Annotated in this window: 15 protein-coding genes; 9 read left to right on the top strand and 6 right to left on the bottom strand. The window is 44.5% G+C overall.

Annotated elements, in window-relative coordinates:
• Window positions 1–80 precede the first annotated feature (80 nt).
• Window positions 81–1,421, bottom strand: coding sequence for a sorbosone dehydrogenase family protein (locus AAFP11_RS10015; protein WP_341736924.1), 1,341 nt, complete (start codon window positions 1,419–1,421; stop codon window positions 81–83).
• A gap of 495 nt (window positions 1,422–1,916) precedes the next feature.
• Window positions 1,917–2,423 carry an autotransporter gene (locus AAFP11_RS10020; RefSeq protein ID WP_341736925.1) on the bottom strand — a complete coding sequence of 169 codons (507 nt, stop codon included), beginning with the start codon at window positions 2,421–2,423 and terminating at the stop codon, window positions 1,917–1,919.
• Between the two features lie 201 nt (window positions 2,424–2,624).
• Here AAFP11_RS10020 and AAFP11_RS10025 point away from each other — a divergent pair, with 201 nt between their 5' ends.
• Window positions 2,625–3,239 carry a L,D-transpeptidase gene (locus AAFP11_RS10025; protein WP_341736926.1) on the top strand — a complete coding sequence of 205 codons (615 nt, stop codon included), beginning with the start codon at window positions 2,625–2,627 and terminating at the stop codon, window positions 3,237–3,239.
• A 55-nt stretch (window positions 3,240–3,294) separates the two neighbouring features.
• Here the strand turns inward: AAFP11_RS10025 and AAFP11_RS10030 are convergent, their stop codons facing one another.
• The 3 genes from AAFP11_RS10030 to AAFP11_RS10040 form a co-directional block, all read right to left on the bottom strand.
• Window positions 3,295–4,317, bottom strand: a complete 1,023-nt coding sequence (locus tag AAFP11_RS10030) for an ATP-binding cassette domain-containing protein (RefSeq protein WP_341736927.1) — start codon at window positions 4,315–4,317, stop codon at window positions 3,295–3,297.
• Window positions 4,318–4,763: 446 nt separating this feature from the next.
• A complete protein-coding gene (locus tag AAFP11_RS10035) occupies window positions 4,764–4,952 on the bottom strand; it encodes a hypothetical protein (RefSeq protein WP_340518989.1) in 189 nt (62 codons plus the stop codon).
• Between the two features lie 344 nt (window positions 4,953–5,296).
• Window positions 5,297–6,220 (bottom strand): histone deacetylase, encoded by a 924-nt coding sequence (locus tag AAFP11_RS10040; RefSeq protein WP_340518990.1) that lies wholly within the window; start codon window positions 6,218–6,220, stop codon window positions 5,297–5,299.
• Between the two features lie 255 nt (window positions 6,221–6,475).
• Here AAFP11_RS10040 and gyrA point away from each other — a divergent pair, with 255 nt between their 5' ends.
• The gene (gene gyrA / locus AAFP11_RS10045) at window positions 6,476–9,169 is read left to right on the top strand and encodes a DNA gyrase subunit A (RefSeq protein ID WP_341736928.1); all 2,694 of its coding nucleotides are present in this window, start codon (window positions 6,476–6,478) and stop codon (window positions 9,167–9,169) included.
• A 218-nt stretch (window positions 9,170–9,387) separates the two neighbouring features.
• A complete protein-coding gene (locus AAFP11_RS10050; RefSeq protein ID WP_341736929.1) occupies window positions 9,388–10,044 on the top strand; it encodes a Uma2 family endonuclease in 657 nt (218 codons plus the stop codon).
• 182 nt (window positions 10,045–10,226) lie between these two features.
• Here AAFP11_RS10050 and AAFP11_RS10055 read toward each other — a convergent pair whose 3' ends face one another.
• On the bottom strand, window positions 10,227–11,108 hold the full coding sequence (locus AAFP11_RS10055) for a Uma2 family endonuclease (RefSeq protein ID WP_341736930.1): 882 nt from the start codon (window positions 11,106–11,108) through the stop codon (window positions 10,227–10,229).
• Window positions 11,109–11,687: 579 nt separating this feature from the next.
• On the opposite strand from AAFP11_RS10055, the gene AAFP11_RS10060 reads away from it, so the two are divergent.
• From AAFP11_RS10060 to AAFP11_RS10085, 6 genes are all read left to right on the top strand, one after another.
• Window positions 11,688–13,478, top strand: coding sequence for a hypothetical protein (locus tag AAFP11_RS10060; protein ID WP_341736931.1), 1,791 nt, complete (start codon window positions 11,688–11,690; stop codon window positions 13,476–13,478).
• 18 nt (window positions 13,479–13,496) lie between these two features.
• Window positions 13,497–16,637, top strand: coding sequence for a hypothetical protein (locus AAFP11_RS10065; protein WP_341736932.1), 3,141 nt, complete (start codon window positions 13,497–13,499; stop codon window positions 16,635–16,637).
• A 2-nt stretch (window positions 16,638–16,639) separates the two neighbouring features.
• Window positions 16,640–17,020 (top strand): hypothetical protein, encoded by a 381-nt coding sequence (locus AAFP11_RS10070; protein WP_341736933.1) that lies wholly within the window; start codon window positions 16,640–16,642, stop codon window positions 17,018–17,020.
• Between the two features lie 11 nt (window positions 17,021–17,031).
• Window positions 17,032–17,577, top strand: a complete 546-nt coding sequence (locus AAFP11_RS10075) for a hypothetical protein (RefSeq protein ID WP_341736934.1) — start codon at window positions 17,032–17,034, stop codon at window positions 17,575–17,577.
• 400 nt (window positions 17,578–17,977) lie between these two features.
• The gene (locus AAFP11_RS10080) at window positions 17,978–18,346 is read left to right on the top strand and encodes a 4a-hydroxytetrahydrobiopterin dehydratase (RefSeq protein ID WP_340519001.1); all 369 of its coding nucleotides are present in this window, start codon (window positions 17,978–17,980) and stop codon (window positions 18,344–18,346) included.
• On the top strand, window positions 18,343–21,141 hold the full coding sequence (locus tag AAFP11_RS10085) for a CHAT domain-containing protein (protein ID WP_341736935.1): 2,799 nt from the start codon (window positions 18,343–18,345) through the stop codon (window positions 21,139–21,141). Before AAFP11_RS10080 ends, AAFP11_RS10085 begins: the two co-directional genes overlap by 4 nt.
• Window positions 21,142–21,319: the final 178 nt, after the last annotated feature.

Genomic DNA, 21,319 nt, shown 5'->3' on the forward strand with positions numbered 1-21,319 from the left:
TGATTTAACCGCGAAGGCGCTAAGGACGCGAAGGAAGAGAAGAGAGAGTTTCATAATTCCCCGGAAGAGAGGATTTTATATTACCCGCGATACTGAATGCGATAAATCCGGTTATTTGCCTCCTCAGTAAACAGCAAACTCCCATCAGGCAATACTAGCAAACCAACGGGGCGTCCCCAGGTTTTCGGTACCGATGGCTCGGTGAGAAAACCAGTCAGAAAATCTTCATAATAACCTTCGGGGCGGAAATTCGCATTGAAAGGTACAAACACGATTTTGTAACCCGTTCCAGCGTTGCGGTTCCAACTGCCACGAAATGCGACAAATGCTCCATTCCGGTACTTTTTGGGAAAGGTTTTGCCGTCATAAAATTGCAGTCCTAAAGCTGCTGAATGTGCTTGAAACAGTACATCTGGTGTCAGTGTTTTCGCCACTAAATCTGGCCGCTCGCTGCTGCCATTTTTGACGTGGCGCGGGTCTAGCAGATTCGGCTTAAAATAAGCAAAGGGCCAGCCGTAGAACTGGTCTTGACGAATTCTGGTCAAGTAATCTGGCACCAAATCATCTCCCAAACCGTCACGTTCGTTGACTGTGGCGTAAAGTTGCCCGCTGGAAGGGTGAAAATCTAATCCTACGGGATTGCGTAAGCCAGAAGCAAAAGTTTGCTGATTTTTTCCATCCAAATTCATCACCTGTACAGATGCCCTTGGTAGTGGTTCAGTATCGGCATTAGACTGGGAACCAACTGATACATAAAGTTTCTTACCATCCGGCGAGATCACAACATTTCGCGTCCAATGTTGGTTATAGCCACCACCAGGTAAATCGGCTATTTTTTGACCTGTTCCAGTTAGTTTTTGTTGTCCGGTTGTGTAAGGAAATCTGCGAACTTCTGCCGTATTTCCTAGGAAGAAATAGCCTTGACCAAAGGCCATCCCAAAGGGAATGTTTAGCCCATTTTCTGCCTGAGCAAAAGTCTGCTTAACTTCCGCAACTCCGTCGCCGTTGGTATCCCGGAGCAGGGTAATCCGATTCTGTCGCGTTTCGGTGACTAAAACATCGCCTGTGGGTGTCAAGGCTAGCCATCGGGGAGCATCCAGATTTTCTGCAAAAACGTTGACGACAAAGCCCGCAGGGACTCGCAGCACTGGCGATGGGGGTGGGGGTATGACTTGAGGGGGTTTGGAGGCGCTGTCGGTAGCAAAAGGCTGAGGTAAGTTTCCAGGGCTGATGCGAATTGGTTGTGGTGATAACGCCTTGGTGGGTATGCTCTGACTCGTTGCAGAATTGGTGTTTGCTTGGGAGGGAATTTGGGACAGGGGGCTGGTGGCCAAAATCCTAGGAGCTTGAGCATCTGTAGCTGGTGAACACGCCACCACCGGGAGCAGTAAAATTAACAGTAAGAAACGCAGATTATACATAGCAGCAATTTCTCAATCAATGCTCGAAAATCCTATTATCACTGAAGAACGAGACGCAAACCCCTGCCTTTAGACATGGGCTTGAGCTGGTGATGGTTTTCAGATAAAATCCTCTCTTCATCGTGCTGTATTAAACTCTCTCTTCTCTTCCTTCGCGTCCTTCGCGCCTTCGCGGTTAAATCATTCCGATACAACCGGAATTGATATCACACTAATGCTCGAAAATCCTATTATCACTGAAGAACGAGACGCAAACCCCTGCCTTTAGACATGGGCTTGAGCTTCATCGTCCTGTATTAAACTCTCTCTTCTCTTCCTTCGCGTCCTACCCTACGGGAACGGCTTCGCGTCCTTCGCGCCTTCGCGGTTAAATCATTCCGATACAACCGGAATTGATATCACACTTCGGCTTCCCTAGAAGCCAGATGCCAATTCCTAGGAAAAAGCGAAGCCACCGTTTAGGGCGGTGGCTTAATTCTGTCTACAAAGGTAAGTCTACCAAAGTCCTCTCACGGGACGTGGGGCTGGACGGGGAGCTGGAGGGGGTAGTGGACGAGGAGGAGTTGGGGGTTGGACGCGGGGAGCGGGACGAGCTGGTTGAATGGGGGCTGGTTCTGGAGCCGGTGGCGCTTCTACGCGGGGAGTGGTGGTGGTAGCAACTGGTGAAGCTATCACTTTATACTTGGAGAGGACCATGATATTTTCTACCTGAGAGCCTCGGAACATGGCTTTGACTTTCATTCCTGGTACGAGGCCGGTAATTTTCAGGACGCATTTTTGAATCCTCAGAGTCCTGTATCGCTCATTTTCCGGGCGAATGGTGATGATGTCGCCGACAATACTTTTGACAATACCTGTGATGCTTTCTGTGTTGGCTGTTGTGGTGCTCTGGGTTTGGGCGATGAGAGTTGCAGGGTTAGCCATCGCTGGATGCACTGATAATGCTGAAACTAGCACCGACAGGGTGGCACTGGTCAATAATTTGATGTTCTGAAGACGCATTGAAACCTCACATTAATTGCTATTCAGGGTTGGGTTTGCTTTCGCTGTGCGAAAGTCCCCACCTTTAGACCTAATCCAGTTTAATCCCCGGAGTAGTAAATTTTTGAGAATTTCAAAAAAGATTATAATCGAGCTGGTTGGGCATAATTTGAGATCTAAAGTTCGTGGACACTGCTGATGAGGAGTTTAGCGAAAAACAACATGGTGAACAGCAAATCTTTGTTGAGTAAGTTAATTCTGTTGAGTTTGAGTGTGGTCGCGCTTTCTGTTGCAGAAGCTAGGGCTAATTTTAATCATAGTGCGATCGCCTCGGAGTCACCAACATCCCAGGTGAAATTGCCCAATATCGCAATACCAGAATTACCGGCATTGCCAGAAGCATCTCGCTATATTCCCCAGGAACCAAAACCTCCGGTAACTCCCATTGAGGAAGTGCGCTTGGTGCTAAGATTGCGAGAACGCCGCGTCTATGTTTACCGAGAAAATAAGGTGCAAGCTAGCTTCCCCGTGGCTGTGGGAAAAGGTGGCTGGGAAACTCCTACGGGCAATTTTAAAGTTTTGCAAATGATCAAAGATCCTGTTTGGGAACATCCTTGGACTGGGGAACTTGTTCCTGCGGGGGCGGACAATCCTTTGGGGAGTAGGTGGATTGGGTTTTGGACTGATGGTAAGAATGTGATTGGTTTTCATGGTACTCCCAATCCAGAGTCGATCGGGCGGGCGGCTTCTCATGGTTGTGTGAGAATGTTTGATAAAGACGCCCAGGCTTTATTTGAGAAGGTAGAAGTGGGAACGTCGGTGATTGTTGAGCATTAGGTATCTCTAAAAAAAGCCTGTCTTGAACCGGCAGGATTTTTTAGAGATATTTAATTTACGATCGCATCGCCTGTTTTTGCTCAGCCTTCAAATCCCGATTACTAGCAGCAGCCAACTCCGCATCCAACAGCGTCTTACCAGTCGCCGCCAAATACACATCATCCAAACTCGGCCGAGATTGAGCAATCCCAAAAATAGGCAATCCCAGATCTTTCAAAGCTTGCTGAATTGTCACCAGCGCCTCGCTTTGGGGTGTTACTACTAAATTCAGAGAATTTCCTTGAGCCTGGTTGACAATTACTTCCTGCACAAAAGGCAAAGATTCCATCACTGTTTTGGCTGTTTCGGCTTCTTCGATGGGCGAAAACTCCCGAATCCGCAAAGTCACCCGATCGCCCCCAACCCGATTTTTCAACTCCAGAGGTGTCCCCTCAGCAATCACCGTCCCTTTGTCAATAATCGCCACGCGATCGGCCAAAGCGTCAACTTCTTCGAGATAATGACTCGTAATCAAAACCGTAGTCCCTTCCTCCCGCAAGCGACGCAAGAAATCCCAGACTACCACCCGACTTTCAATATCGAGCCCGACAGTCGGTTCGTCCAACACCAAAACATCCGGCTGGTGTAGCAATCCCGCAGCCAAATCCAAACGCTTGCGAATCCCGCCGGAATAAGTACCCGTCTTTTTATTTTCCCACTCCTCCAAACCCAGGAGTTTGACCATTTTATCAATCCGCCCTTTAATGGTATGGCGGGGCAAATGATAAAGCGCTGCTTGCAATTGCAGGAGTTCCCTGCCCGTCAACACCTTATCCAGAGCCACTTCTTGAGCCACATAGCCCAGTCTCTGTCTAGCAATTCTCGGCTGACTGACAGCAGAAATACCAGACACCTCAATACGTCCGCTATCTGGCGCTGTCAAAGTACAAAGTACGCGCAGGGTGGTGGTTTTGCCAGCACCGTTGGGGCCTAGCAAACCAAATATTTCCCCCTGTTCTACCTTGAAGGAAACATCTTTAACGGCTTCTACATTGCCGTAGCGTTTCTGAAGATTTTCAATTAAAACGGCGGGAGCCATATATTTTGGGGATTAGATTAACTTCTTTTTAATATTTTGACACTTCCGCGCTCAAATTGCCCGAATGTTTGGCTCTGGAACCATTGAAAAATTTTAGTTTAATTTTTACCAAGGCTGTTTTCGCTCCTGGTTATATTAGCACAATAGCCTTCTCTTGACAACTTGGTAAAATTTTATTTTTTTAATTTAAGCTTATTTTTTTAATGAATCTTCGTCCTATTAATTTTTCAATTCTAGTAGAAGTAAATATGCACCCACTACCTGTTATTTCAAAAGAATCTCTATCTTAAGGCTGATGTCATCGATGGCGATTCTCCTCCATAACCACCTATCTCAAAAAGAGAAGTCAAAAAATTAACTTTTCCATAAAAAATAGATATCCCAAAAATTTCAGTCTACGCAGACTCTTAGGTCTAATTCTGCTAGAACAGTATGACGGTAGCGACTTAATCGATAATTTTCACCCAGCCGCGGCGCACATTGTAGAGAAGTCTGTTGATGATGGCATACTCATCATCGTTGAGCGTTCTTTCTAAAAGTACGGATCTCAGTTGTCTCCGCTCGTGGCGAGTAACGACGCTGGAGAACATCACTTGACCAAACAACTCTTCGAGTGTCATTTGAGATACTGTCATGGTATTAACCCTTTGAATTGATTTAAGCATGGAAAGATTCCCCATACTCAGTTTAATTCTATTATGCTCTGTTTGACTGGAGATTTAGGTGATCCTAAACATTGACAAAGTGTGATTTTTGCGCTAATAATCTGTGACCGATACATGGGCACCAAGTGACTTGAATCTTGCAATTAGGTGATGGTGGTCACTGTTTGCCCACAACAGGGAACAGGGAAGAGGAGAATGGGAGCGATCGCACCTCTCAACTTTCTTCCTTAGCAGTTTTTGCCCCTGACAAATTCGCCCTATCGTCAGTCTCTAAGGCTTGCTCAACCTCATGTTCCAGACATCGGATTTTCCGGCTAATGAAGACATCGCTCGATCGTCGCCACTACCGACTCAGCCAAATCCTTCAGGGCGTAACCTCCTTCCAAACCAAAGAGGATGCGTCTGGTCAGTTGCAGACAATATCCCGTGAAAGTCGCATAGTCTGAGGGTGTCAGGTTCATACTTGCCAAGGGATCGGCCGCAGTCGCGTCGTAGCCAGCGCTGACAATCAACAAATCCGGCTCAAATTTTGACAAAAACGGCATAACTTGAGATTCAAAAGCCGCAAGGTATTCCCCCATGCCGCCACCGGGATACAAGGGAATATTCAGTACGTTGTCGTAGCCCCCGCGCTCATCCGCTTCTCCGGTTCCCGGATAGCATGGAGATTGATGGAGGGAACAGTAGGCAATTTGTCGGCAGTTTTCCACCAAAGATTGAGTGCCGTTACCGTGGTGTACGTCCCAGTCGAGGATGGCGACACGTTTAATTCCCTGCTGTTTGAGGGCGTAATTCGCGGCGATCGCAGCATTGGAAAACAAGCAAAATCCCATCGCCCGGTCTCTCTCAGCATGGTGTCCAGGTGGCCTAGCCAGGACAAAAGTCGGTTCGCCCCCAGCCCACACTCGATCGACCCCATCCAGCCAAGCACTCACAGCCAGCATCGCCACATCGTAACTTTCAGCAGAAATCGGCGTATCTCCATCGAGGTAGCCACCTCCCCGATGAGCCAGATGTTCCACTTCCCTGATGTATCCTAGGGCGTGAACTTTTTTGATCTCCGATAACAATTTCTGCTCGTGGCCGGAGACTGGCGTGGGCAGTTGCCATTCAATTTGAGCCGCCCAGGGAGCAGCTTTCAGAGCATGGACGATCGCCGTTAAACGTTCTGGTCGCTCTGGGTGAAGCATTCCAGTCTTGTGCAGTAAAAAATCGTCGGAATAGATGACGGATAGCATCAGCAGATTTTAGGTTTTAGATTTTAGATTTCAGATTTTAGACTATTTTTTCGTGTTCACAAAGCAGCCAGTTTTATTAAACAACAATTCTCTTAATTTTTCTGGCTATTATCCCATATTCTCTAAGGCTAATTGTGATATAATTTCAATAGTAATTTGCACTATTTGGCAACTCTACTGAATCCAAACCGATTTTATCGCATTTTTTGGATTTATAGCGGTCAAATTAAAATTTTTAACGGAGTTTTTTAACCTATGAGCACCTCTGAGTCGCGGATAATCCCGACGGATCTGGGTAATGAGATGTCCCGATCGTACTTGGAATACGCCATGAGCGTAATTGTCGGTCGGGCACTACCAGATGCTAGGGACGGTCTCAAGCCCGTTCACCGACGCATTCTCTACGCCATGAACGAATTGGGCTTGACACCCGATCGACCCTTCCGCAAATGCGCCCGCGTCGTGGGGGAGGTGCTGGGTAAGTATCACCCCCACGGAGACACCGCAGTTTATGACGCCTTGGTGCGGATGGCTCAAGATTTCTCCATGCGGGAACGCCTAATCAACGGTCACGGCAATTTCGGATCGGTAGACAACGACCCCGCCGCAGCCATGCGTTACACCGAGTGTCGCCTCACCGCGCTGACTCACGACGCCATGCTACGCGATATTGACTGCGAAACAGTGGATTTCGGGGACAACTTCGACGGTTCCCAGCAAGAACCCCTGGTACTCCCAGCCAGGATTCCCCAAATTTTGCTCAACGGTTCATCGGGAATCGCTGTGGGAATGGCGACCAACATTCCGCCACACAATTTAGGCGAAATCATTGACGGTTTAGTAGCCCTGATTCACAATCCAGAAATTACCGACCTGGAATTGATGCAATACATCCCCGGCCCCGACTTTCCCACCGGAGGTCAAATTTTAGGGAAAGCCACCATTCGAGAAGCCTACACCACCGGCCGTGGTTCCATCACCATGCGGGGAGTCGCCAGCATTGAAACCATCGAACACGTCGGCCGCCCAGACAAAGAAGCAATTATTATCACTGAACTGCCTTACCAAACAAACAAGGCGGCCCTAATTGAGAAAATTGCCGAACTGGTAAACGACAAAAGATTAGAGGGAATTTCCGACATTCGCGACGAAAGCGACAGAGACGGAATGCGGATTGTCATCGAACTCAAACGCGATGCCTATCCCCGTGTAGTCCTCAACAACCTCTACAAACAAACACCACTCCAATCCAATTTTGGAGCCAATATGTTAGCGCTAGTAAATGGGGAACCCCAACTACTTTCGCTCTCCCAATTCCTGAATGTCTTCCTAGACTTCCGCATTGAGACCATTACTCGTCGGACTCAATACGAACTCCGCAAAGCAGAAGAACGCGACCATCTCCTGCAAGGCTTATTAATAGCTCTCGAAAACTTAGATAGCATCATTCAGCTAATTCGTCGCGCTCCTGACTCGGCCGCAGCCAAACAAGAATTGATTGATAACTACGGTCTTTCCGAGCAGCAATCCGACGCCATCTTGCAAATGCAACTTCGACGTTTGACAGCCTTAGAAGCGCAAAAAATTCAACAAGAACATGAAGAACTGCGAGCTAAAATTTCTGACTTGCAAGATATTCTAGCAAGACGGGAACGGATTCTAGAAATCGCCGAAGTCGAAGCAGTCGAAATCAAAACCAAAATAGCCACTCCCCGGCGCACAGTCATCGAACACTCCGAAGGAGAAATTGACGAAAGAGATTTGATTGCTAACGAACAAGCAATCATTCTGATCACCGAACAAGGCTACATCAAACGGATGCCCGTCAGCACTTTCGAGGCCCAAAGTCGCGCTACTCGCGGCAAAGCAGGCACGAAAATGAAAGAAGATGACGGAGTAGAACATTTCCTTTCCTGTTGCGATCACGACAGCGTTTTGTTCTTCAGTGACAGAGGCGTAGTTTACTCTGTCAAAGCTTATCAAATCCCCGTCAGTTCTCGGACAGCGCGGGGAATGCCCGTGCTACAACTACTGCCGATTCCCATGGAAGAAAAAATCACTTCTATGGTGTCTGTAACAGAATTCAGTACCGAGGAATACTTGGTAATGCTAACTCGCAGTGGCTACATCAAAAAAACTGCCCTTTCCGCTTTTGCCAATATCCGAACAAACGGTTTAATCGCTATTTCTCTAGAAGAAGGCGACCAACTGCGGTGGGTACGGAGAGCAAAAGTTGGTGACAGCATTATCATCGGCACGCGGCAAGGCATGGCAATTCATTTCCGTACCAATCACGAACAGTTGCGACCTACTGGGCGCGCTACTAGGGGTGTGAAATCAATGAAATTGCGATCGGGCGATGAGTTGATCAGCATGGATATTTTGCCAAGTTCAATTGTTGCTGAAATTGCTGAATTGGCAACCGAAGAATCAGAATTTGAGGGGGCAAATATTGCTCAATTAGACACTGAAGAAGCGGAATTTGAAGAGGCGAATGTGGCGGAAGTGGAAGAGGAAGAGTTAGAACAGCAAACTGAGGAAACAGAAGGCGAAATCATTGAAGAAATTGCCACAGATAACAGCCTAGTTCCCTCGGTGTTGGTAATTACCACCAATGGTTACGGAAAGCGGGTGCCTGTTTCTCAATTCCGACTCCAAAGACGTGCTGGGAAAGGATTGACTGCTACTAAATTTAAGTCCAAAAAGGCTAAGGATCGGGTAGCGGCACTGCGAATTGTTAATGAAACCGATGAGTTGATGATTATTACCAACCGAGGGATTATCATCCGTCAGGCGGTGAGTGCAATTTCCACACAATCTCGAACCGCAACGGGAGTGCGGGTGCAGCGCTTGGATGACGATGATTCGATCGTCGCTGTGGCTTTAGTGCCGCCTGCGGGTGAAGAGTCGATCGAAGATTCGGAATCTGAGGAAGCGACAGAAGAGTAAAGGTTAATTGTTCTGAGGGTAACTGGTTCCCAGGCTCTTCCTGGGAACCAATGTCACTCTTGCTGTACCTCGATGGCGCTTGTTATATTGGAATGATTAAACCTGACTAGAACACAGAGGACACAGAGAAAGATAAGAGAGAAATAATAATTCCGATGTCAACGGATTTGATATTACAAGTCTTCTGTCACAACTCAAAGATTTTTTTCGCTGAGGTAATGATGAATCAACTACAAGCAAAATTTATAACTGATAGCTGGGTTACAGCGACTTGGGATGAATATATAGAAATCCTAAAGCAGCCGCAGTACAAACAAGTAAAATGTTATTACTACAATGGACAGTTGAAAATTGAAATGGCAGCAGTAGGGCCGGATCATGCTGATGACAATGGAATCATCGTCATCTTAATCAATCTATTTGGGATGGCTAAAGGTATAAAAATGAGACTACTGGTTAACTGTAGCTACCGCAAAACCGATGTCAGAGAAGCTCAACCAGACGCTTCTTACTACATCGGAGAACGGGTACAATCTACACCTCGCGGGAGTTCAGTCGTGAATTTGGATAGCGCAGTTGCACCAGATTTGGCGATCGAAATTGCGGATAGCTCTCTGCTGGACGACTTGGGAACCAAAAGAATGCTTTATGAAGAATTAGGAGTTTCTGAATATTGGGTTGTAGACGTACAAAAAGCCCAAATTATTGCTTTTAAAATAATTGCTAACCGGGGAAGCGCGCGCCTAACAGAATCAGAAGTTTTACCGGGGCTAAAATTTGCTTTAATGGAAGAAGGCTTGCGACGCAGCCGCCAGACAGATCATACAGAGGTAGGTAGCTGGTTTTTAGAGGAAGTTCGCGGGAATCCTCAATAGTAGGCGCGGCATAGCTATCGCGTGAATCGAGCTTTTGGAGTTTTCAACCCAATCATCCAGAAACCGAGTTTTTCTAGGAAAAAGTATCGTTATTGCGATCGTTTCTAGTATAAAAACCCAGTTTCTTCAGGTTTACTGCGTAAGTCGTGAATCAGAATCTTTCACGAGATCTTTTGGGTAAGTTATGACAAATAGATTTGTCGTAAGTCTTCTAAACCCTCAACTGTGAACAAGCTAGAAGTTATAGTTTGCAGCAAATTCAGATCGTCAATGGCAGAAATTTCTTCAAAAATCTCTAACCCTGAACTTCCAAACTTAAGCTGTAAACCTAACTGAATCCCTTGTAATAAAGCTTGTTTCGTCTGATTTTGAGATTCAGTTAATTGTAACTGAGATTCAGTTAACTGTAATTGAGATACAGTTAATTGTGACTGAGTTTGAGAGAGACTGGCGGCTAATTCCTCCACAGTAGCAATAACATTCCCCTCAGCATCGCACCATCTTAACCAAGTATCATTGACGCTTTCAAAGACACCACGCCAGAGGGTTAAACCTAAATCAACTAAGGGAAACCAAGTATCGGTTTTCGGCACATAGCGCCCCCCTTGTAATTGAAAAATCTGTAAAGGGCGATCGCTCAATTCACCCAGAGGATCGTAAACAACATAATACATTACACCCATCAGGGCATAATCAGTAAATTTGCTACCCAATTCATTCCCCGGAGTCGGAGAAACAATTTCGATCGCAATTTCTGGAGGTTTCCCAAATTCCCAGAGTAAATAGGAACGAACATCTCGCCGATCCCAACTATCCGCAACAGTCACATTTAAACTGACGAATATATCAGGAACTATCGCCGGATGCCGAACAGTACGGAAGATACCCACATTGGCTGCGACAATGAAGGGAATACCATCATTTAACTCATATCCAGAGAGCACTTCCGTAAGCAGTCGCTGTTGTTTTTCGTTAATGAAACTATCCAAGGGAGTATCGTCTTCTTGTACGAGTTGTGTCGTATCGGGGTATTGACTGGGGTCAAGAGTTATCTGATCAGACATGGCTGATTTTGCTAGGATTTAATCGGGTTATGATTGTGCGATTTTCCTATGATAATTTTATCTTAATCTGGCATTTTTGTGTGAATTGTTAACAATTTGTAGGGTTGTGATCCTACCATAACTGTAGGGATATGTCACGGCCGATTGGTGTCAACTTAAGCCTGAAACCATGTCAAAATCAGGGTTGTAGCCGAGGCCCGATCCCCCTAAATCCCCCTTAAGAAGGGGGACTTTGATAAGACTCTTGTCCCCCCCTTCTTAAGGGGGGCTAGGGGGGATCTAGGGTTAATAGTCAAACAGCAGTCTGTGAAAGGGTTTGACGTTAAGTTGACACGCCTTGTCACGGCCGTGTCCCTACAAATATGTACTGAAAATTCAATCATAATTCTATGGCGATCGACTGAGGAATATGCTAAATTTTTAGTCAATATTTAATTTTGGGCGATCGCACTTTTTGCCTAGGGGCAGTACCCCCGTGCCTTTCTGGGCGGGTTTCTGAGATTCTCCCGCCTAGATTGCGTGAAAAAACCCGCTTTCTCAATCAGATTCAGTAAATTTTAGCTCTGAGTTAAATTAGTTATGAACTGCATAAACCTAAACACCTCCGCTGAAATCATCGAAGCCTTCCGTGCTTGCAACAATCCGGGCGAGAAGATTGAGTTATTTGAATGTTTGGCAACTCGCTCCGATCCACCTATTGATGCTTTTCTCCAGATATTAGAACGGGTTAAGTTAGAGGAGATTGTGGCGCTGACGATTCTAGCATTTGGCAAGATTGCGGATGCTGAGATTAAAGTACGGCTCAAAGAAAGTAGTGAGTTACTGAGCGTACTGAGTCAGCAGGCTCAGTCGGGCGCAACAGATTTGATTCGATGGGCGGCGGCGACGACTATTGAAACTGTGGGGTTTGATTTTATTACAGTTTCGCAACATCTGAGTGAGGAACCTCGGAAGATTGCCGAGAAGATAGTGCAGTCTAAAATCAGAAGGTTTTCCGACTCGAATCTTGTGAATAGCGATGATTATTATGATGAGTTTGTAATTTTTTGGATTTATGGAGGATTAGAGCGACTCAAATCAATTTCTTCAAATTGTAAATATGCAGAAGGCTCACCAATAGATCGAACCTGTCAGGTAGTTATGAGTTTTCTTGGTTTAAGAGCCATCAAAAATGTTAACGCTGCACTGCAACGAGCGGAGTCTATGGGAGATCAGGCTTCTGCTATTGACGAAAATGAAGTATTTGAGGGCAGCGCTCAAAACATGGCAAAGCAAAAGTTAGAGAGTAAAGTAAATCCTGATGAATTAAATATTTTAATTGAGAACCAATTACATTGTCTTCAGAGTAACAATTTGTCAACTAGAAAATCAGCAGCCCAAATCATCTCCCAATTAGGGACTACTTTTATTGAACAACTAAAACAATCCCAACCTACCCTAGCAATTGCTGTATTTATATTTTCTCAAGACTGGTATCAATTGCAATGGGTTACATCAGAAAAAAAGAATAGTTCAGGTCGTCAGGAATTAATCCAATGTTATGAATTCGATTCTTTGTCTTACAATCAACTAGATTTGATAGCACAAAAATTTGATTTTTTAGCAAACAATTTGAGTAGAAAAAAAGTCAAGCAAGATTGTCTAGAATGGTGGAAGCAAGCTTTAAATGATTTAGACAAGCGACAAAAATTAGAACAGCAAAACCAGCAGAAATTGGCAGAAAGGAAACAAAGATTTGAAGAACGCAAGCAGAAATCCATCGTACTAAAAAATCAAATAGAAGCTGTCTTCAACCAAATTCGTTCATTCAATACCGAATGGTATAATAGATTTTTTGCGAATCCCAGCTTGGCCTCTTTACCAAACTTGACTTTTGAAAGCAACGAGACTGATTATCATCAATTATTTTCGCAGTACGATCGGTGTTTGATAGATCAATTACGGCAAATGGATAAGGAATGGAATTCTTACTGGCGATCGCAAATTAGCCCTGTGGAAACTCAACGCTCGTCTGCTAAATCAGAAGAATCTAAGTTGTCCAAAGACTTACAAAATTCACGGTATGAACAAGAGAATAGTTCCGTCTTAAAATCTCTCTTAAAATGTATTGTTTGGTACTGTATGTTTACCCCTGTAGTCCACCTCCTACTAGCAGCAGCAGGGCCAGGATTGATTTTTGGAATTTTTGCGTTCGCATGGTTTATTGTTTCTATTATGTTGACCGGATATTTGTTCTCTACTCAAACTAGACTTTTAGAGAAGACCGTGATAAATGCTCGTGTTAAACATGAAATTCTAGACTCAGAAATTAGGCATTTATACGAAAAACAAGATGAAGTTAGTCAACTGTTACGCCCCTTGATTAAATAGTCCTTTTAGTGGCACAATATGTTCCCATTAATCTTCAAAATCCCTCACCTCCCAGACCTAAAATCTCAAAAATACCTCTCCCTTTACGGTCAAGGAACCAGACAAAAAGTCCTGAGTAGACAGAAAGACTTTCTGCTATTACTCAGCGACTTGAGTATAGTTTATAACCTCACCTTTTCCCTGCGCTATCGCTATGCACCCGGTTTGCCTTTTGACAAGCGTTTACGCATATATCTGGCAGTCAGTCAACCGGGAACACATTCATCCGATACCCGCGTCGCCACAGATATTGAAAAGATTGTCACCCAAGGATTTCTTAAGGAATTTTATCAAATACAGTTAGCGCCAAAAGCGGAAGTAGATAAAATTCAAAATTTGAACTGGGTAAAATTCATCGGTGAAACAATCAAATATGAGGAAATAGTTTGCACAAATACTAATTACACCACCGAAGCTGGTAGTGGAAGCAACAAAAAAAAGGTTTTGAAAGATGCTTACTATGTCCCGCTGCAATTTGAAGCAGATGAAACTAATGATATGTTGGTTGTTTGTGAGACTATTGCCAGTTTCAATAGCCCTCTCCTGCTAGAAATTACCCTGGAACCTGACACCACATCTCTGCAAGAAAAATCTAGCTGGATTAACGCCCTTGACCAAATGCTATCCACATTAAGAAAATCTAACAGCGGTTCCACCTTCGGTTTGTCCAAAAATGAAGACAGAAATGCTCAATTAGTTTCTCGTATCTACGATAAATATCAATCGACTTACTTAACAGAAAGCCTCTATCGCTACAGCATAAAAGTTCTGGGAACCGATGAACTAGCTGTCCGCAGTATCCTAGGAACACTGCTGCTGAGTGGTACTAAAAAAAGTCGTTATCGCACTCTTGTACTCACTCAAAACTCTTCCGCTTTTCCCGCTAGTCTTGCAGCTACGCAACAGGGGAGAATTTCAACTTTTACCTATTGGGAAAAATGGGATAAAGAACTAGGAGACGCCTATTTTGGCAATGATTTACTGGGTGGCACCGGTAATGTGAAAATCACTGATTTAAAACCCTTACACCGCTACGCTACGCTGAATGAAATTAGCGGCTTATTTCGCATTGTCGTTCCCAGCGATGCCCCAGTTAAGGGGATTAGCCAAGAAAATGATATCACAAGTTTAGGTGACGAACCGTGCATTGACTTTGGTGGCTACGAAACCACGCGCCCAGAAAACATCATTCAAATTGCCCTAAAACAACTCAACAAACACGCTTTCATCTGCGGTGTTCCCGGTAGTGGCAAGACAACTACAGCATTTAATTTACTGACGCAATTGTGGTGTTACGATATACCATTTCTAGTCTTTGAACCCGCCAAAACTGAATATCGTTCCCTATTAGCCATCCAACCTAACAGCAACTGCTTTCCCCCAGAACAACTGCAAAAACTCCGCACCCTTACTCAAGAATTGCGAGTCTATACCCTAGGAAATGACCTAATTTCCCCCTTTCGGTTTAATCCCTTTGAAGCTTCAACTGGTGTGCCTTTCTACGAACATATTAGCAACTTAGAAGCCAGCTTTCGCGGTGCTTTGCCGCTGTCTGGGCCCTTGCCGGCTTTGCTTTCCGAAGCTTTAGAAGAAATTTATTATGACAGAGGATGGACGGGCAGTGAAGCAGGAACACCGGATAATTTAGAAATCCCTACCATGCGGGATTTGTATGATAAAATTACGGCTTTATTTGAAACCAAAGACTATGCGGGTGAGGTTAAATCTAATTTAAAAACAGCCTTGGAAGTCCGCATTGGTAGTTTATTGCGTCGAGGGGTGGGGGCGATGTTAAATACGCAGCGCAGCAGCCCGACTATTGCTGATTTGTTGAAATATCCAACTATCTTAGAATTGGATTATCTAAACCAAGATCAGGCTAATTTAATGACCTTCTTTCTCCTAACAAAAATTAGGGAGTATGTGAAACGGCAACGGACAGAAGGGAACGGCATCCCAGAACACATTATTTTGCTGGAAGAAGCTCATAATATTGTGGGGCGAAATCAGGGCGCGACATCCTCCGAAGATGGTAATAGTAAACAGGAAGCTGCTAATTACATCACTCGGATGTTAGCAGAAATGCGGGCGCTGCGAGAAGGAATTATTATCGCCGATCAATTGCCGACGGGGGTAGCCGCGGAAGTGGTGAAAAATACTAATGTGAAAATTGCTCACCGTCTGGTATCTGCTGATGACCGCAAAGATATCGGACAGGCTATGCTATTAGATTCCTCGCAAATTGAAGAAATTGCTCGTATCAGTCCTGGTGAGTCTTTTTTGTACATGGAAGGTTGGTATCGTCCGCGTCCTGTAAAGATTCCTTTTGAAAATAGTGCTAAGGTAAAGTTAGGGGTGGAAACTTCGATTGATAGCCAAAAGATTGCAGCTTTGATTCAGAAAAAAAGTTGGTATCGCCAGGGGCAAATGACGGTTTTGAATACTGCAATTAAGGAAGGCGATCGCCTTTCTACAGAATACCACAAAACTTTTGCTGAAATTCGCCATAAATTGCAGCCTGTTCAGCAAGAGTGTGAGGAGTTAGAACAACTGCTGAAAGAGTTAACTGCTGAAGTTTTTTATACCCTATCGGGGACATTGCGCCTTGACATCGATTCTATCCCAGAGAGTGAACTTTCGCTGATGAGGGAGTTTAAACCTAGCAGTCTTCTGAGTTTAGATGATTTACTGCCTGTTGCTAATTTAAATTTGGGAGAGTTGTTAGATTTGCGATCGCACCTCAATGCTAAACTAGATTTATTCGAGCAACGCCGCCAAGCTGTCAACGAGACTAACAGCCGGATTCCACGCCACAAATACAAGCAGCAATGGCTGCAACTCACCCGCCAACTGCAAACTATCCAGCGGCAATTGACAGCCTTAGCGACTGCTTTGGGCCAGCCAGAGGCGGCGGCAAAACTGCAAAAGAAGTGGGATAATATTGTTTATGAACAAGACCTACTCGAAAAACAGGAGGAACCAGCACTCAAAGACACTCTCACCAAGCTAGGACAAAGTTACCAGAAATTGCGTTCTAAACTGATTGAAGTTTTAAATCGAGCGATATCGACAGCGCAATTTGATAAAGTAAAGCAAGATTTTCAAGCGGGAGGACAATAAATGTGGATTTAACGGTTAAGAATTTAGTTTTAAGTTACGAAACCTTGGCAAACCAAAGCGTTAAGCTGAATCAGTCCTACTTAAGTTTGCTCAAAGTTTATGATGAACTCAATTTTGATATTAGTCTGTTCGCTGACCTGGAGCAGGCCGGCTGTTCGCCTCTCAAGGTTGTGGAGTCAATGAACCGGGATCAACTAACTATAGCGGATAAATTTACAGATTTAATCGGGTTGATTAGCAATGCCCAGAAGCATTTTGTCAGCGATCCAGAAGCTAAAAAGTTAAGTGAAACTGCTCACGATTGCCGGGTAATGCGGGATTTTGTCAAGGGTATTGCCTTAAATAAGTTGCAGCAAATGTTCGTAGAAATTAGTCTTTCATAGGAGAAGATACTATGTCTGTTGCAGAATATCAAGACCGTCAAGCTTTGGAAACTGAAATCAAAGACTATGCTAAGCAGGTTGAAACCCTCGGAGAGGAACAAAAAGACCATCAAGAAGACTTGATTAAGGTGCAAAAAACTCTGCTTTCATTTACCAGAAGTAAAGGTTTCGATCGGATGGCTGATAGTAAGGTGATCAAGCATTTGGAAAATGCGATCGCTACCCGCGAAACTAATATCGGGACTTGTAAAGAAAACATTGGTGCAGTTAAGCAGAAGATGGAGGCTACACAGCACAATTTAGAAAAATCTCTCGAAGAGGGAGAAAAAGCCGATCGAGAGATGGAACAAACAAAAAATTCGTTAAAGAATCCGGTTAAAGGTTTAGATGATGCCATTGAGCAAAACAAAGATGATATAAAACATCGTAAAAAGCTTGGTAAAAAACTGCGAGAGATTGGTATAATGGCGGCTAAGCTGATATCGGCTAGTGCGATCGCAGCAAATGAAGTGCTCGGAGTGGTCGAAAAGCTCAAGCAAATCGGAATTATTCGTTAATGATTCGTGAACAATTGGTAGGGGTAGTACCCCGTGCCTACCCCGAAATGATTGGTTAAAAATTGGTAGGGGTAGTGGATGGTGCGTGCCTACCCCAATACAGAGGGCAACCACGGGGGGTTTTCCCCTACATCAATTTCACCAATTATTTCGGATTGGTATATTCTTGAATCCGAACGTTTTGTTTATTTCTACGAGTAACAGGATTTTATGGATTACAACAACATCAACACGGCTGCTGAAATTATTAATGCTTTCCGCATCAACAATGTTCGATACAGTTTTAAGTTTAAGTTTAAGTTTAAGTTGCGGTGTGGCTTTCGCACTCGCGGCTAACGGAATATCGCCCACAATTGCAGCGGTTGCGCCCGCTAATTCCACACAAAAGGGCGATCGTGCTATGATTGGCGTAACGGTAGCACAAACTAATCAAACTTCCAAGCTCCAACCCTTAACCGAAACCGAAATTTCCCAACGCTTGCAAGCTTTGCCCCATTGGACTAGGGACGGTCAAACTATTAAATATACCCGCGAATTTAAAAATTTTGTCGAAGCTGTCAGTTTTGTAAATTGTCTGATTTCACCGTCAGAAAAAGCCGGCCACCATCCCGATATTGCTATTGCTTACAATCGAGTCACCATCAGTCTCACAACTCACGATGTCGGGGGAATTACTGAACAAGACTTTGAGTTAGCTAAGACTATTTCTCAATTAGTTAGCGAGTGGATGCCGGGAAATGTTTGTTTAGTAGTGGAAGGTTCTGGATGATGAAGTTACTGCCAACAACAGCAAGATATAATAAATTTAAATTCTTTGTGAAACTAGCTAGGGATAATCGATGGTTTGTGCATAACTATAGCGCTTTGGGGCAACCACGGGGGGATTGCCCCTACAAACAACCACGGGGGGATTGCCCCTACAAATATTATACAACAGATGATTTGGATGCAGTGTATCCAGTTAAAAAAACTAGATTTAGAAAGATATTTTTAGTTTTATCTGTTTACTTTTGCCTCGGACAAACCGCTGCTTTTGGACAATCCATCACCCCCGCGAATGACGGCACGGGTACAGTCGTCAATCCTCAAGGAAATCGCATCGATATCGGCGGTGGTAAATTGTCTGGAGATGGGGCTAATCTTTTCCACAGTTTTCAGCAATTCGGATTGACGGAAACTCAAACTGCTAATTTTTTATCTAATCCAGCTATTCAAAATATTTTAGCGCGAATAGTGGGGGGAGATGCTTCAGTCATTAATGGTTTGATTCAAGTAACGGGGGGGAATTCCAATTTATTTTTGATGAATCCTGCGGGGATTGTTTTTGGTGCTAATGCTCAGCTCAACGTGCCTGCATCCTTTACTGCTACTACAGCTAACAGCATTGGTTTTGGGGAAAATGCGTTTAGGGCGATCGGCTCTAATAATTATGCTAATTTGGTAGGAACTCCCAGCAATTTTATTTTTTCAGCAATCGAACCTGCAAATATTGTTAATCGTGGAAATTTGACGGTGAATCCGGGGGAAAGTTTAACTTTGCTGGGTGGCAATGTCATTAATACAGGTGAATTGTCGGCATCAGGAGGTAAAATTAACATTGTTTCAGTACCGAATGAGAGTGTGGTTCGGATCGCTCAAACGGGACATTTACTGAGTTTAGAAGTAAGTATAGATGGGTTGAATCCCGATACTAATCGGGCAAAAGATGATAACAACGTAAAGTCGGTGGCAAGTCTGCCTGAATTACTGACAGGTAGAAGTGAAAAAACTAATGCTACAGGGGTTAATGTCAATAGCGACGGCACTGTAGAGTTGACGGATGCTAATATCAGAAATATTCCGCCAATTGGTTTGCCACAAAATAACCTAGAGGCACTTAAAATACCTATAATATTGCCGAATATTGGGAATTTCAATGGGGTTGCCAATGATAGTAAGGTGAGTATAATGCCTGTGGGGGGCGATCGCATTTTGGTCAATCCCAACATTAATGTTTCTGGAAATTCCCTACCTCCAAGTTTGGGTGGTGCTAGTACCATCCTGAAAGTGGACAACTTGCCGCCACAGGGAGCACCTCCCCAAGTTGCTTTGTTTAATGATATTAGTCGCAATTCTAATATTAATAGACCGATTAATCTTAACAGTCCACCACCGCCACCACCTAATAATATACAGTTATTTGCTAGTCCCGGAATTGGGGGTAGTCCGCCGCTACCAAAACCAGGAAATAACACTATGCCACCTCCCGGAGTGAAGGGTAATATTCCGGGTGGCAAAATGGAAATTCCCATCAGAGGGGCAAATCCTCCGGGGAATCTTGCTGCTATTTCTAACATCAATTACTTATTGTCTATCGAGCAAAATCGTGCCGATCGATATGTCGCTTATTTTGGCGATAGTCTGAATAATCAATCAATGGGGGCCGAAAATCTGCGGGAAAGCTTGGGGAAAATTGCCTCTCAAACCGGAAAGCGATCGGCAATTATTTATGTTAACTTATTTGCCGATCGCTTAGAATTGCTCCTATTCATGCCCGATGGTTCGGCACTGCGAAAAACAGTCCCTGAAGCCGATCGCCAAACCATGCTAACATTAGCCAAAGAATTCAGACAAGAAATATCCAATCCTCAGAAGCGGAACACTACCAGCTACAAAAAGTCGGCTCGGAAAATTTACGATTGGCTAATTGCACCTTTAGAAACTGATTTGCAAACTCAAGGCATTAATACGCTGCTGTTTTCCCTGGATACAGGTTTGCGAAGTCTCCCTTTGGCTGCTCTTTACGACGGAAAACAGTTCTTAGTCGAAAAATATTCCCTCAGTCAGATTCCCACACTTTCCCTCACGGATACTCGCTATCAATCGCTGAAAAATGCTTCTGTTTTGGCCATGGGAGCTGCTCAATTTACTAAGCTATCTCCCCTGCCAGCAGTCCCTGTGGAATTAGCGAATATTGCAGATTTGTGGCCTGGCAAATCTTTTTTAAACGAGCAATTTACCCTAAAAAATTTGCAATCCCAACGCAATCAAAAGCCTTATCAAATTATTCATTTAGCGACTCACGGCGAATTTCAACCCGGTGCAGCCAGCGATTCTTTTATTCAACTTTGGGACTCGAAGTTGCAATTAAATCAACTGCGGCAGTTAGGATGGAATAATCCGCCAGTCGAGTTATTGGTGCTTTCTGCTTGTCGCACCGCCTTGGGAGATGAACAAACGGAATTGGGTTTTGCGGGTTTGGCATTTCAAGCGGGAGTTAAGTCAGCTTTGGCAAGTTTGTGGTATGTTTCAGATGAAGGTACTTTGGCTTTGATGAGTGAGTTTTATCAGCAATTGAAAACAGCTCCAATTAAAGCAGAAGCCCTCAGACAAGCACAGATTGCGATGCTGAGGGGTGATGTCCGTATTGAGCAGGGGGTATTGCGGGGATTGTCTGCTGTGTCGTTGGCTCAGGGAACGAGGGGTGGTACGCAACTTCCTGCGGAATTGGCAAATATGGGCGATCGCAATCTGGCTCATCCCTATTATTGGGCGGCTTTCACAATGATTGGTAGTCCTTGGTAAATGTTATTGGTTATTGGTTATTGGTTATAAATATTCTTCCTTCTTCCTTCTTCCTTCCCCCCTTGGGGGAGGCAGGGGCAGGGGGGGTTCTTCTTCCTTCTTCCTTATTCCTTCCCCCCTTGGGGGGCTTCTGCTTCCTTATTCCTTCCCCCCTTGGGGGGGGCAGGGGGGGGTTCTT

The organism is Microcoleus sp. CAWBG640 (genome assembly GCF_020883015.1).
Lineage (GTDB): Bacteria > Cyanobacteriota > Cyanobacteriia > Cyanobacteriales > Microcoleaceae > Microcoleus > Microcoleus anatoxicus.

Excerpts from the sequence above, each read along its gene's own strand:
- AAFP11_RS10030 (WP_341736927.1), bottom strand. The coding sequence starts at position 4,317 with ATGGCTCCCGCCGTTTTAATTGAAAATCTTCAGAAACGCTACGGCAAT.
- AAFP11_RS10025 (WP_341736926.1), top strand. The coding sequence starts at position 2,625 with ATGGTGAACAGCAAATCTTTGTTGAGTAAGTTAATTCTGTTGAGTTTG.
- AAFP11_RS10035 (WP_340518989.1), bottom strand. The coding sequence starts at position 4,952 with ATGACAGTATCTCAAATGACACTCGAAGAGTTGTTTGGTCAAGTGATG.
- AAFP11_RS10060 (WP_341736931.1), top strand. The coding sequence starts at position 11,688 with ATGAACTGCATAAACCTAAACACCTCCGCTGAAATCATCGAAGCCTTC.
- AAFP11_RS10080 (WP_340519001.1), top strand. The coding sequence starts at position 17,978 with ATGATTGGCGTAACGGTAGCACAAACTAATCAAACTTCCAAGCTCCAA.
- AAFP11_RS10065 (WP_341736932.1), top strand. The coding sequence starts at position 13,497 with ATGTTCCCATTAATCTTCAAAATCCCTCACCTCCCAGACCTAAAATCT.
- AAFP11_RS10055 (WP_341736930.1), bottom strand. The coding sequence starts at position 11,108 with ATGTCTGATCAGATAACTCTTGACCCCAGTCAATACCCCGATACGACA.
- AAFP11_RS10050 (WP_341736929.1), top strand. The coding sequence starts at position 9,388 with ATGATGAATCAACTACAAGCAAAATTTATAACTGATAGCTGGGTTACA.
- AAFP11_RS10075 (WP_341736934.1), top strand. The coding sequence starts at position 17,032 with ATGTCTGTTGCAGAATATCAAGACCGTCAAGCTTTGGAAACTGAAATC.
- AAFP11_RS10015 (WP_341736924.1), bottom strand. The coding sequence starts at position 1,421 with ATGTATAATCTGCGTTTCTTACTGTTAATTTTACTGCTCCCGGTGGTG.
- AAFP11_RS10040 (WP_340518990.1), bottom strand. The coding sequence starts at position 6,220 with ATGCTATCCGTCATCTATTCCGACGATTTTTTACTGCACAAGACTGGA.
- AAFP11_RS10085 (WP_341736935.1), top strand. The coding sequence starts at position 18,343 with ATGATGAAGTTACTGCCAACAACAGCAAGATATAATAAATTTAAATTC.
- AAFP11_RS10020 (WP_341736925.1), bottom strand. The coding sequence starts at position 2,423 with ATGCGTCTTCAGAACATCAAATTATTGACCAGTGCCACCCTGTCGGTG.
- gyrA (WP_341736928.1), top strand. The coding sequence starts at position 6,476 with ATGAGCACCTCTGAGTCGCGGATAATCCCGACGGATCTGGGTAATGAG.